The organism is Streptomyces nodosus (assembly GCF_008704995.1).
GTDB lineage: Bacteria > Actinomycetota > Actinomycetes > Streptomycetales > Streptomycetaceae > Streptomyces > Streptomyces nodosus.
In genome coordinates, this window is the sequence record NZ_CP023747.1 from 6,534,249 (window position 1) to 6,548,555 (window position 14,307).

Sequence of the window (14,307 nt, forward strand, 5' to 3'; positions counted from 1 at the left end):
CTACTTGCTTTCCCCGAGCTTCTCGGCGAGTACACGGCCGATTTCCGCGGCCGGTTCCGCCTGCATCATATGCGCGTGGGTACAGCGCACTACCCTGTATTCAATTTTTCCAGTGACGAACGGCCGCCAGCGTTCGGCCCGTTCGGCGAGCTCCGCGGCCGGCACCGTCTCGTCCGGCTCGGCGACGAGGACCAGCACATCGCTGTCGAGCGGCTGCGGCTCGAACCCGCCGATCAGGGTGCGGCTGTTCGCGAACACATCGGCCAGTGCGGTGATCGCGGACTCGTCGAGGTTGGCGAACACGCTCTGACGCTCCCTCAGCACCTCCGCCACCGTCGCGTACTCCAGCGGCTCGTCGCCCAGGCTGTCCAGGTCGTAGCCGACGAAGTCCAGCATGATCCGCAGCGCGTCCTGCTGGTCCGGCAGGCGCTCAGGCTCCGGCTCGCTCCGGTCGACGGGGTACTGGTCGAGGTTGGCGAGCAGCCCGACCTCCTCGCCCGCGGCCCGCAGCTGGGTGGCCATGGCGTGCACCACCAGACTGCCCAGGGACCAGCCGAGCAGATGGTAGGGACCGTTCGGCTGGACGCTCCGGATCTGCGCGACATAGTCGGCGGCCATCTCCTCGATGCTGCCCGGCAGCTTCGCCGACGGATCGGCGAGCCCCCTGGCCTGCAGACCGTAGAGCGGACGGTCCGCACCGATGTGCTTCATCAGGCCCGAGTAGACCCAGCTCAGGCCGCCTGCCGGGTGCACACAGAACAGGGGCGCCCGGTCGCCGGTGGTGCGCAGCGGAAGCAGCACGTCCAGGGTGTCCCCCTCGGTGTCACCCGTGAGCCGGTCGGCCAGCTCCGCGACGGTGGGCGCCTCGAAGACGGTGCGGATGCTCAGCCGTATGCCGAACGTGGCGCGGACCTTGGTGACCAGCCGCATCGACATGATGCTGTCGCCGCCGACATCGAAGAAGCTGTCGTGGACCCCGACCGTCCTCAGCCCCAGCACCTCGGCGAACAGCTCGCACAGGATCTCCTCCTGCGGAGTGCGCGGCCCCGTCCAGCTGGTGGGGCTGAAGTCGGGTGCGGGCAGGGCCTTGCGGTCGAGCTTGCCGTGGGGGGTGAGCGGCAGCGCGTCGAGCACGACGAACGCGGCGGGCATCATATGGTCCGGCAGTCGCGCGGCCAGAGCGTCACGCAGCCGGGGCACCTCGACCGTGGCACCGTCCGCGGGCACCACATAGGCGACCAGGTTCTTCGCGCCCTCGTCGTTCTCCCGGGCGATGACGACCGCCCGACCGACGCTCTCGTGCCGGCCGAGTACGGTCTCGATCTCGCCGAGTTCGATGCGGAAGCCGCGGATCTTGACCTGTTCGTCGGTGCGTCCGGCGAACTCCAGGGTGCCCTCGGGGGTCCAGCGGGCGAGGTCGCCGGTGCGGTAGATGCGGGTGCCGGGCCGACCGTAGGGGTTGGCGAGGAAGCGTTCGGCGGTGAGTGCGGGGCGGTCGAGGTAGCCGCGTGCGAGTCCGTCACCGGTGACATAGAGCTCCCCGGCCACGCCGACCGGAGTGGGGCGGAGCCGGGCGTCGAGGACATAGGCGCGGGTGTTGACGACGGGGGTGCCGATGGGCACCGGGCCGCCTGCCGCGAGGGGGGCGCTGATGGTGGCGGCCACGGTGGCTTCGGTGGGGCCGTAGGCGTTGATCATGCGGCGGCCGGGTGCCCAGTGGGTGAGGAGTTCGGGTGGGCAGGCGTCGCCGCCGACGATGAGGGTCTGGAAGTGGGTGAGTTGGTCGGCTGCTCGGGTGGGGACGCTGGCGAGTGCGGCCGGGGGGATGAGGGCGTGGGTGATGCGATGGTCGCGCAGGACCTCGGCCAGTGCCTCGCCGACCAGGGGGCCGGGGGGCGGGACGACCAGGGCGGCGCCGGCGGCGACGGCCGTGCAGAGTTCCAGCACGGAGGCGTCGAAGCTGGGTGAGGCGAACTGCAGTACGCGTGAGTGCGCGTCGACGGTGAAGCGTTCGACGCAGGAGGTGGCGAAGGCGGCGAGGCCTCGATGGGAGACGACCACGCCCTTGGGGTGTCCGGTGGATCCGGAGGTGTAGATGACGTAGGCGGGGTGGTCCGGTCGCAGAGCGGCAGCGCTCACCGGGGAACTGTCCATGTCCGGGTCGGTGTCGACGGTCAGCCAGCGCGCCCCGCCGCCCACACCGGCCAGCCGTGCGGCGGTGTCTCCGGTGGAGAGTATGAGCGCGGGTGTCGCGTCGCCGAGGATGTAGGTGATGCGGTCGACGGGGTAGTCGGGGTCGATGGGCAGGTAGGCGCCGCCCGCCTTGAGTACGGCGAGTTGGGCCACGACCATGTCCACCGAGCGGGGGAGTACCAGCGCGACCAGGCGCTCGGGGCCGACTCCGGCGTCGATCAGGACGCGGGCGAGCCGGTTGGCTCGTTCGTCTGTCTCCCGGTACGACAGCGAGTCCGTGCCGTACATCACCGCGACCGCGTCCGGGTCCCGTTCCACGGTCGCGCCGAACAGCTGGGGGAACGTCACCGGCAGCACATCATCACGCGCGGTGTCGTTCCACTCCACCAGCACCCGGTGCCGTTCCTCGGGGGACAGCAGCTCGGCGTCGCTCACCGCCCGGTCCGGGTCGGCCGTGAACTGGCCGATCAACCCGACCAGCCAGTCCATCCAGCGCACCATCTCGGCACGCTCGAACAGCTCGCCCCGGTACTCGAACTTCAGCAGCAGTTCGCTGGTCGGAACGGCGATCAGGGAGATCGGGTAGTGGTTCGCGTCCCGAGCCTCCAGGCCGGTGATCCGCTGCCCCCCGGTGGGCCTGCCGAGCGAGCCGGTGTCCATCGGGTAGTTCTCGGTGACGGTGAGGGTGTCGAAGAGCTGATCGACGCCCTGGGCGCGCAGGATGTCCGGGAGCCCGAGGTACTGGTGGCCCATCAGCTCGGTCTGCCGGCTCTGAAGACCGTCCAGCAGCTCCGCCCATGACTCGCCGGGCCGCACCCGGACGCGTACCGGCAGGGTGTTGATGAACAGGCCGACCATGTCCTCCACACCGGCGATCTCCGGCGGGCGGCCCGAGACCGTGCCGCCGAAGACCACGTCGTCGCGCCCGGTCAGCCGTCCCAGCAGCACACCCCAGGCCGCCTGGACGACGGTGTTGAGCGTGACACCGCAGCGCCGGGCCGCCGCGTTCAGCGCGGTGGTCAGCTTCTCGGGCACACGGAACAGCAACTCCTCCGGCACGGTCGCCCGACGGCCGGAGTCCTCCGGCGCGATCAGCGTCGGTTCGCTGACACCTTCGAGCACCCGCTGCCACGCGGCGAGCGCCGACCCGCGGTCCTGCCGGCCCAGCCAGGACAGATACTCCCGGTAGGGAGTGGGGGTGGGCAGCTCCCCGCCCGCGTACAGCACGAACAGATCGCGCATCACCAGCGGCGCGGACCAGCCGTCCAGCAGGATGTGATGTGTGGTGAGGACGAACCGGCAGCGGTTCTCGCCCAGATGGACGAGGGTGAACCGGAACAGCGGCGGCCGTTCCACCTCGAACCGGTCCACGCGGTCGGAGGCCATGAACGCGGCCAGTTCGGCGTCCCGCTCCTCGGGTGCCAGACCACTGAGGTCCACCTCCCGCCACGGCAGCTCCACCCCGCGCCGCACCACCTGCACGGCACGGTCAAGCCCCTGCTGCCGGAACGCGGCCCGCAGGTTGGCGTGCCGGTGCAGCAGCCCGGCCGCGGCCTTTCGGAGCCCGGGGGCGTCCAGGCCGCCCTCGACGTCCACCGCGATCTGGATGTTGTAGACATCGGGGGAGTGCTCGTCGAACTGGGCGTGGAAGAGCAGGCCCTCCTGCAACGGGGTGAGCGGCAGTACGTCCTCGAGCTGCTCCGGGTCGGCCGACTCCACCATGTCGATCTGGGCCTGGGTGAGCGGCACCAGCGGGAGGTCGGAGGGGCTGTGGCCACCGGCCGACGGGCGCGCCACATGGGCGACCAGGGCGCCGAGCGCCTCGAACCAGGTCTCGGCGAGCTCGCGCACCTCCTCCTCGGTGAACAGCGCGTCCGCCCAGGACCAGACGGCGATCAGCCGGGGTCCTTCGGCGCGGTCCTGGGTCTGCGCGTTCAGGTCGATGCTGTGGCTCAGCGGTACATCGGTGTCGCCGCCACCGCCGAGTCCACCGGACTCCGGGGCCGGGCTCCACTCCTCCGGCGCGGCCTGCGTCTCCTCCTCCGCGATGGCGAAGCGGCCCAGATAGTTGAAACCGATCTGCGGCTTGGGCAGGCCCGCCAGCATCATGCTGGTCTGCGGGTTGAGGTAGCGCAGCAGACCGTATCCGATGCCGTTCTCCGGCAGCCTGCGCAGCTGCTCCTTGACCTCCTTCAGGGCCCGGCCGGCCGAGGGACCCCCGGCGCAGAACTCGCTCCAGTCCAGCGGGCCCGGGTCGACCCGGACCGGGAAGAGGCTGGTCAGCCAGCCGACGGTGCGGTGCAGATCGACGCCGTCGACGATCTCCTCGCGGCCGTGGCCCTCGAGGTCGATCAGCACGCCCGTGTGGTCGCCCCGGTCGTGCGTCTGCCGCCACCGTGCCACGGCCGCGCCGAACGCGGTGAGCAGGACGTCGTTGACCCGGGCGTGGAACGCGGCCGGCACGGTGGTCAGCAGCGCCGCGGTCAGCTCGGTGGGCAGGACCAGCGACATCGTGCGCGCGGTCGCGGTGATGTCCCGTCGCGGGTCGAGCGGTCGGGGCGTCAGCAGCGGGTCGGAGTCGCCGAGCACGTCCAGCCAGGTCTCCAGTTCCCCGACCCGCTCGGCGTCCTGCGCGGCCTCGGTCAGCCGCTGGGCCCAGGTGCGCAGCGAGGTGCCCACCGGGGCCAGTTCCGGTGTCCGGCCGGCCGCCACCTCGGCCCAGGCCTGGGCCAGGTCGGGCAGCAGGATCCGCCAGGAGACACCGTCCACGACCAGGTGGTGCACGACCAGCAGCAGCCGGCCGGGGGCGCCGGGACCCGCGTCGAACCACACCGCCTGCACCATCGCGCCGGTCTCCGGGTCCAGCCGGTCCCAGGCCGCCTGGACGTGTTCGCCGATACGGGTGCCGGTCTCCTCCCGGCCCAACCCGGCGATGTCCACCCGGTGGACGCAGTCGGCGGCGCGCAGTTCACCGCGGGGCGGTATGTCCAGGTTCCAGATCAGTCCGCCGGTGCGGCGCAGCCGCATCCGCAGCGCGTCATGGTGGTCGAGCACCGTCTGGAGGGCGGTTTCCAGGCGCTTCAGGCCGAGTTCGGCCGGGACGACCACCATCATGGTCTGGTTGAAGCGCCGGATCGGGCCGCCGCGTTCCCGCATCCAGTGGATGATCGGGAGCAGCGGCACGGAGCCGACGCCGTCGGTGTCCCCTCGGCTGCCGGAGGACGTCCCGGCGCGGCCGGCGGCAGCCGCGAGACGTGCGACGGTCTTGTGTTCGAACACATCCCGAGCGGTGAACTCGACGCCGGCCGCGCGGGCTCGGCTGACCAGCTTGATGGAGACGATGCTGTCGCCGCCGAGGTCGAAGAAGCTGTCGTCGATCCCGACCTCGGACAGGCCGAGCACCTCGGCGAACAGTCCGCACAGGATCCGCTCGGTCTCGTCGCGAGGCTCCCGGCTGCCCTGGGAGGCGATGAACTCGGGGGCGGGCAGGGCCTTGCGGTCGAGCTTGCCGTGGGCGGTGAGCGGCAGCTCGTCGAGCACCACGAAGGCGGCGGGCATCATATGGTCCGGCAAGGTGGTGGCCACCCGCTCCCGCAGCCGCGCGGTGTCGATCTCGGAGCCGGAGGCGGGCACCAGATAGGCGACGAGCTGCTTGCGGTGCTCCTCGTCCTCCCGTGCGTTCACCACGACCCGGGCGACGGTGGGGTCCTCGGCGAGTACGGTCTCGATCTCGCCGAGTTCGATGCGGAAGCCGCGGATCTTGACCTGTTCGTCGGTGCGTCCGACGAACTCCAGGGTGCCCTCGGGGGTCCATCGGACGATGTCGCCGGTGCGGTACATGCGCGCTCCGGGCGGGCCGAAGGCGGCGGCGACGAAGCGTTCGGCGCTCGGTGCGGGGCGGTCGAGGTAGCCGCGTGCGAGTCCGTCACTAGTGACATACAGCTCTCCCGCGACACCGACCGGCACGGGGCGCAACCAGGAGTCGAGGACGAAGGCCCGGGTGTTGATCACCGGGGAGCCGATCGGTACAGCCCCGCCGGGTACCAGAGGCGTGCTCATCGAGACGGCCACGGTGGCTTCGGTGGGGCCGTAGGCGTTGATCATGCGGCGGCCGGGTGCCCAGTGGGTGAGGAGTTCGGGTGGGCAGGCGTCGCCGCCGACGATCAGGGTCTGGAAGTGGGTGAGTTCGTCGGCTGCTCGGGTGGGGACGCTGGCGAGTGCGGCCGGGGGGATGAGGGCGTGGGTGATGCGATGGTCACGCAGGACCTCCGCCAGGGCTTCACCGACCAAGGGGCCCGGGGGCGGGACGATCAGGGCGGCGCCCGCCGTGACGCCCATGCACAGTTCGAGTACCGAGGCGTCGAAGCTGGGCGAGGAGAACAGCAGGACCCGCGAGTCCGCCTCGACGGTGAAGCGTTCGACGCAGGAGGTGGCGAAGGCGGCGAGGCCTCGATGGGAGACGACGACGCCCTTGGGGCGTCCGGTGGATCCTGAGGTGTAGATGACGTAGGCGGGGTGGTCCGCTCGCAGAGCGGCAGCGCTCACCGGGGAACTGTCCACGTCCGGGTCGGTGTCGACGGTCAACCAGCGTGCCCCGCCGCCCACACCGGCCAGCCGCTCGGCGATGTCTCCGGTGGAGAGTACGAGCGCGGGTGTCGCGTCGCCGAGGATGTATGCGATGCGGTCGACGGGGTAGTCGGGGTCGATGGGCAGGTAGGCGCCGCCCGCCTTGAGCACGGCGAGTTGGGCCACGACCATGTCCACCGAGCGGGGCAGGACCAGCGCGACCAGGCGCTCGGGCCCGACTCCGGCGTCGATCAGGACACGGGCCAGCCGGTTGGCTCGTCGGTCCGTCTCCCGGTACGACAGCGAGTCCGTGCCGCACATCACCGCGACCGCGTCCGGGTCCCGTTCCACGGTCGCGCCGAACAGTTGCGGGAACGTCACCGGCAGCACATCATCACGCGCGGTGTCGTTCCACTCCACCAGCACCCGCCGCCGCTCGGGCGCCGAGAGCACATCGACGGCCCGCACCGGAAGTTCCGGGTCCGCGACCACGGCCGCCAGGAAGCGCACCAGCCGCTCGCCCAGCCCCTCCACGGTCGAGCGGTCGAACAGATCGAGGCGGAACTCCACGAGGCCGCTGATCCCCTGGAGTTCGCCCTCCCGGTCGATGCTCTCGTTGAAGCTCAGGGAGAGGTCGAACTGGGTGGATTTGACCGGCACTTGGCGTACGGTGCAGTCCAGGCCGGTCAGGCCCATGCTGCTCTCCGGGGTGTTCTGCAGAGCCAGCGAGACCTGGAAGAGCGGGTGGCGGTCCAGTGAGCGCTCCGGGTTGAGCACCTCGACCAGCCGCTCGAACGGCACGTCCTGGTGGGCGTAGGCCGCCAGGTCCGCCTCGCGGACCCGGCCCAGCAGTTCGGTGAAGGTCGGGTCGCCGGACAGGTCGGTGCGCAGCACCAGCGTGTTGATGAAGAAGCCCACGACCCGCTCCAGCGCGTCGTCGGTGCGGCCCGCGATCGGGCTGCCCAGCACCACGTCGGACGTCGAGCCGAGCACCGAGAGCAGGGACGCCAGGCCCGCCTGGAGCACCATGAACAGCGTGGTGCCGGTCGCCCTGGCCAATGCGGCGAGATCGCGGTGCAGTTCGGCCGGGAGGTGCACCAGCACCGAGTCGGCCCGGTGGTCGGCCTCGGCCGGCCGAGGCCGGTCGGTGGGCAGCCGCAGCTCGTCCGGCAGCTCGGCCAAGGCGTCCTTCCAGAAGGCGAGTTGCTGGTGGATGAGACTGTCCTGGTTGTCCTCGGAGCCCAGGATCTCGTAGTTCCACAGGGTGTAGTCGGCGTACTGCACCGGCAGCGGCTGCCAGTCGGGCGCCTCGCCGGCGGCCCGGGAGGTGTAGGCGCGCGCGAGGTCCGCGGAGAACGGGTCGAGCGACCAGCCGTCGCCGGCGATATGGTGCAGCACGGTCAGCAGGACGTGCGCCTCCGGGCCGGTCTCGAACAGGGTGACCCGCAGCGGGGTCTCGACGGCCAGGCCGAAGCTCTGCGCGGACGCCGCAGCGATGGCGGTGTCCAGGTCCTCGGTGCCGGTACGCACCACCGTCAGCTCGCAGCCCCGGTCCGGGGAGAGGATCTGCTGGCGCGGCTCGCCGTCCCGGTCCGGGAACACGGTGCGCAGGCTCTCGTGCCGGGCGACCACGTCCCGTACGGCGGTGCGCAGCGCGTCGATGTCCAGCGGGCCGCTGATCTGCACCGCCAGGACGATGTTGTGGGCGGTGCTGGTCTGCTCGAAGCGGTTCATGAACCACAGCCGGCGCTGTGCGTGGGACAGCGGGATCTCCGCCGGCCGGGCCGACGGCCTAAGGGGGGCGCGGGCGCCGGCCGCACCGCCGATCCGGCCCACCAGTTCGGCGACGGTGGGCGCCTCCCACAGCTCCCGCAGCGGCAGTTCGACCTCGAAGACCGATCTGATCCGGCTCACCACACGGGTGGCGTGCAGCGAGTGGCCGCCCAGCTCGAAGAAGTTGTCGTGGACGCCGACCGACGTCAGATTGAGCATCTCCGCGAACAGCCCGCACAGGATCTCCTCCTGGGGGGTGCGCGGGCCCTGGCGGGTGACCAGCGCGGCGAAGTCGGGGGCGGGCAGCGCCGCCCGGTCCACCTTGCCGTTGGGGGTCAGCGGGAGCGCGTCCAACGGGACGAGGACGGCCGGCAGCATGTAGTCGGGCAGCCGGGTCGCCGCGTGGGCGCGCAGCACGTCCACCGCCGGCACCGTCCGGCCGGGGGCCGGGACCAGATAGGCGGCCAGGCGGTTCTCGCCCGACTCGTCGGGCCGGGTGACCACAGTGGCCCGGGAGATGTCCTCGTGCTCGGTCAGCACCGCCTCGATCTCGCCGGGTTCGACCCGGAAGCCGCGGATCTTCACCTGGTCGTCCACCCGGCCGACGAACTCCAGCCGGCCGTCGTCCGCCCAGCGCGCCACATCACCGGTGCGGTACATGCGGGAGCCCGGCGCGCCGAACGGGTCGGCCGTGAACCGCTCCGCGGTCAGGCCCGTCCGGCCCGCATAGCCGCGGGCCACACCGTCGCCCGCCAGATAGAGGTCGCCCGGGACACCGACCGGGGTGGGGGAGAGCGCCGAATCCAGGACGTACACACGGGTGTTGGCGATCGGCCGGCCGATCGGCGGAAGTCCCGGCCGGTCGCTCAGCAGGGCCGAGGTGGACCAGACCGTCGTCTCGGTCGGGCCGTAGACATTGGTGACCTCGGCGGCCAGCTCACGCAGTCGGGCGGCCAGGCCCGCGGGGACCGGTTCGCCGCCGACCAGGACCCGCAGTCCCGCCAGGGCCCCCGGCCGCTCCGAGACCAGGGCCTGCCACAGGGTGGGGGTCGCCTGCATGATCGTGGCGCCGCTGCCGGTGATCAGCCGGCCGAGCGCGGGCGGGTCGAGGACCTGGTCGCGGGAGGCGATGACCACGCCGGCGCCCGCGCTCAGCGGCACGAACAGCTCCAGCGCGGCGATGTCGAACGCGACGGTGGTGACCGCGACCAGCCGGTCGGCGGCCCCTACGCCGAACCGGTTCCGCATGTCGGCGACCAGGTTGGCGATATTGGCGCGGGAGACCACGACACCCTTGGGGCGGCCGGTGGAGCCGGAGGTGTAGATCGCATAGGCCGGGTTGGCCGGACGGACCGGCGCGGTCGGGCCGGTCCCGCTCGGAGCGTCGGCGGGCGGCCGGCCGAGCGCGCCGTCGTCGGAGGACTCGTCCAGCAGGATGCGCCGCACCCCGGGGACCTCGGGCAGGCCGGTCACGGTCGAGTCGGTCAGCAGCAGGCGGGGACGGGCGTCGTCCAGGATGTAGCCGATCCGGTCGGCCGGGTACTCGGGATCCAGCGGGACATAGGCGCCGCCCGCCTTGAGGACGGCGAGCAGCGCGGTCAGCAGCGCGGCCCCGCGCGGCAGGGCCACGGCGACCCAGGACTCCGGTCCGACGCCCTCGGCCGCGAGCCGGCGGGCGAGCCGGCCGGCGCGCTCGTCGAGCTCCCGGTAGGAGACCTCGCCGTCCGCGTCGATCACGGCGACGGCGTCCGGGGTGAGCGCCGCATGCCGCTGGAAGGCGTCGACGAGGGATTCGGCGCCCTCGGCAACCGCGGTGTCGTTCCACTCCGTCAGCAGCCGGTGGCGTTCGGCCTCGGGGAGGGCCTGGGCCCGGCCGACCGGCGCCTCGGGGTCGGCGTGGATCAGGGTGAGGACGCCGACCAGCGCGTCCAGAATGCCCTGGGCGCGCTCCCGGTCGAACAGGTCGGGGCGGTAGCCGAGTCGGATCCGCATCCGCCGGCCGGGCGCCGGGAACAGGCTCAGCGGGTAGTGGGTGGCGTCCTGGCCGACCGCGCCGGTGATCCTCAGGCCCTCGGCGAGTTCACCGAGACCGTCGGCCTCCACCGGATAGTTCTCGAACACGACCAGGGTGTCGAAGAGTTCGCCGGTCACCCCGGACTGCGCCTGGGCGTCGGCGAGCGTGAGGTGGTGGTGGTCGAGCAGATCGACCTGTCGGCGCTGCTGCCGTTCCAGCAGCCGCGCCCAGGACTCGGACGGCCGCGCGGAGACCCGCACCGGCAGGGTGTTGATGAACGAGCCGACCATGTTCTCCACCCCGGGGACCGCCGAGGGCCGGCCGGAGACGGTGCCGCCGAACACGACGTCGTCGCGGCCGGTCAGCTTGCCCAGCAGGACGCCCCAGGCCGCCTGCACCACGGTGTTCAGGGTGACGCCGCAGCGCCTGGCCGTCTCGGCCAGCCCGCTGCTCAGCTCCTCCGGCAGAGTGACCAGCAGGTCCTGCGGGACCACCGCGCCGCGGTCGGCGTCCGGCACGACCAGGGTCGGCTCGCCCACGTCGCCCAGCGCGTCGCGCCAGGCGGCGAGGGCGGCCCGCCGGTCCTGCCGTCCCAGCCAGGACAGATAGTCGCGGTAGGGCGTCACCCCCGGCAGCTCGTCGCCCGAGTAGAGCGCGAACAACTCGCGCATCAGCAGCGGGCCCGACCAGCCGTCGAGCAGGATGTGATGGTTGGTCATCAGGAACCGGCAGCGGTCCTCCCCCAGCCGGATCAGGGTGAAGCGCAGCAACGGCGCACGCCGCAGGTCGAATCTGCGCACCCGGTCGGCGGCCATCAGCTCGGCCAGCCGCTCCTCCTGCCGGTCGGCCGGACCCTCGGTGAGGTCGACCTCGGACCAGGGCAGCCCGACCTCGCGGTACACCACCTGCACCGGATCGCCGTTCTTGCGGCGGCGGAAGCCCACCCGCAGGTTGGCGTGCCGGCGCAGCAGCGCGGCGGCCGCGTCACGGAGCCGCCCCGTGTCCAGCGCCCCGTCCAGGTCCACCGCGATCTGCACCGTGTAGACGTCGAGGGCCGCCTCGTCGTCCTGCGCGTACTGGGAGTGGAAAAGGAGCCCTTCCTGCAAGGGCGACAAGGGCAGGAGATCCTCGATGCGCGACTGGTTCACCATGACAACCCCTCGTCGTCCAGATCGTTCTCGAACTCGTCCAGTTCCTGCTGGTCCACCCGGACCAGGGTGGAAGTGCCCGACCGGGCGGGCGCCGCCGTCAGACCGCGGGCGCGCGTCACCATGGACGTCAGCGCCCGGAACCAGGACTCGGCCAGGTCCCGCACATCCGCCTCGTCGAACATCTCGTCGGGCCACGCCCACGAGGCGACCAGCCGCGGACCGTCCGGGCGGTCCTCGGTCTGCGCGTTGAGATCGAGGCTGTGCGCCATGGGCATCGCGGCGTCACCGCCACCGGTCAGCCCGGAAGCACCGGGTGGCGGACTCCAGTCCTGCGCCGCGGCACCGGTGCCGCCGGCGGCGAACCGGCCCAGATAGTTGAAGCCCAGCTGCGGTGCGGCCAGTGCGGCCAGTTGCGGCCCGGTGCGCTCGTTGAGATAGCGCAGCATGCCGTAGCCGATGCCGCCGTCCGGCAGTTCGGCGAGGTGGGCGCGCACCTTGGCGAGCACGGCGTCCACCGCTGCGCCACCGCCCCAGAAGTCGTTCCAGTCCACCTGCCCGGGGTTGAGGCGCACCGGGAAGGAACTGGTGAACCAGCCGACGGTACGGCCCGGATCGGCGCCCCTGACCACCGGTTCGCGGCCGTGGCCCTCCATCTCGACCAGCACCGCATTGCCCTGGGTCGGCTGACGCCGGGCCCGCCAGGAGGCGACCGCCACCGTGTAGGCGGTGAGGAGCACGTCCTTGATGCCGGCGCCGAAGGCGGCCGGCACGCTCGTCAGCAGCGGCTCGGTCACCTCCGTGGGCAGGGTGAGAGTCAGGGTGCGGGCCCTGCCGAACACATCCCGCTCCCGGTCCAGCGGCCGGGCGCCCAGTTGCGGGTCGGGGCCGCTCAGCGCCGAGCGCCACAGCGGCAGTTCCTCGATCCGGCGCCCGCTTCCGGCCTCCTCGGCCAGCCGTCCGGCCCAGGTGCGCAGCGAGGTGGGCACCGCCTCCAGCACCGGTTCCCGACCGGCCGCCACCTGGGACCAGGCGGCGGCGAGATCCGGCAGCAGGATCCGCCAGGACACCCCGTCCACGACCAGATGGTGCACGGCCAGCAGTAGCAGTCCCGGCCGGCCGGTACCGGCGTCGAACCAGACAGCCCGCACCAGCGAGCCGGACTCCGGGGCCAGTTGCCGGGTGGCCGCCCGGCCGTGCTCCACGAGGAGGGCGCGCTGCGTCTCGGTGTCACCCGAGGCGGCGGCGTCCGCGAAGTCCACCCGGCGCACCAGCTGTTCGGCGCGCACCTCGCCCCGGGGGCGTACCTCGATCCGCCAGTCCTCGTCGCTCGCCCTGGTCAGCCGCAGCCGCAGCGCGTCGTGCCGGTCGAGCACGGCCTGTACGGCGGTGGTCAGTCCGGCGAGGTCGAGCGCGGCCGGAGCCTGGACCGCCATCGCCTGGTGGAAGCCGTCGATGGGGCCGCCGTGCTCCCGCCACCAGTGCATGATCGGGGTCAGCGGCAGTTCCCCGATGCCCGCGTCCGGGTCCTCGGCGAGGGTCTCGGCCGCGGCCTCGGCGATCCCGGCGAGCGCCGCGGGCGTACGGTGCTCGAACACGTCCGCCACCGTCAGTTCGATCCCGGCCGCCCGGGCCCGGCTGACCAGTTGGATGGAGACGATGCTGTCGCCGCCGAGGTCGAAGAAGCCGTCGTCGGCCCCGACGGTCTCCCGGCCGAGCAGTTCGGCGAAGATCCGGCACAGCACCGCCTCGCGTTCGGTGGCCGGGTCACGGCCCGGCACCCCGCTGTCCAACTCCGGAGCCGGCAGTGCGGCGCGGTCCAGCTTGCCGTTCGCGGTGAGCGGCAGCGCGTCCAGGACGACGAAGGCGGCGGGAACCATATAGTCGGGCAGCGCGGCCGTGACGTCCTTGCGGAGTACGGCCTGGTCGGGCAGTTCGGCGCCCTCGTCCGGCACCACATAGGCCACCAGCCGCCGGAGGCCCGGCTGGTCCTCCCGCACGATCACCGCGGCCTGGGCGACGCCGGGCCGGGCGAGCAGCACGGTCTCGATCTCGCCGAGTTCCACCCGGAAGCCGCGGATCTTGACCTGCTGGTCGGAGCGTCCGACGAACTCCAGCTGTCCGGAGGCGTTCCAGCGCACCAGGTCGCCGGTCCGGTACATCCGGGATCCTGCCGGGCCGAACGGGTCGGCCACGAACCGCTCCGCGGTCAGCGCCGGGCGGCCCAGATAGCCGAGCGCCACTCCGGAGCCGGCGACGCAGAGCTCACCGGCGACGCCCGCAGGCACCGGCCGCAGCCGCTCGTCGACCACCGTCACACGGGTGCCCGCGACCGGGCGGCCGATCGGCGGAGTGGTGTCGCCGGACAGCGGGTCGCTGAGGGTGGCCGCGATGGTGGTCTCGGTCGGCCCGTAGGCGTTGACCACGGTGCGTCCCGGCGCCCAGCGGGCCAGCAGGCCCGGCGAGAGCGCCTCGCCGCCGGAGACGATGCAGCGCAGGCCGGGCAGGTCCCGCTCCGGGAGGGTGCCCAGGAGCGGGGCGGGCAGCATGACATGGGTGGCCTCGGCGGCCTCGAGGGCGTCGGCGAGGCCCTCGCCGATCAGTTCACGGTCC

General features: G+C 72.3%; 2 protein-coding genes (1 of these 2 cut by a window edge). Both read right to left on the reverse strand.

Translation table 11 applies throughout. The features are described from left to right. Positions 1-11,697, reverse strand: a complete 11,697-nt coding sequence (locus tag CP978_RS29100) for a non-ribosomal peptide synthetase (protein WP_043445725.1) — start codon at positions 11,695-11,697, stop codon at positions 1-3. Beyond that, positions 11,691-14,307, reverse strand: partial view of a non-ribosomal peptide synthetase gene (locus CP978_RS29105; RefSeq protein WP_052454351.1) — the 3' end only. Its footprint extends 11,558 nt past the window's final position; 2,617 of the gene's 14,175 nt are visible here — the last part of the coding sequence; its start codon lies off the right edge, out of view; the stop codon is at positions 11,691-11,693. Before CP978_RS29105 ends, CP978_RS29100 begins: the two co-directional genes overlap by 7 nt.

Excerpts from the sequence above, each read along its gene's own strand:
- CP978_RS29100 (WP_043445725.1), bottom strand. The coding sequence starts at position 11,697 with ATGGTGAACCAGTCGCGCATCGAGGATCTCCTGCCCTTGTCGCCCTTG.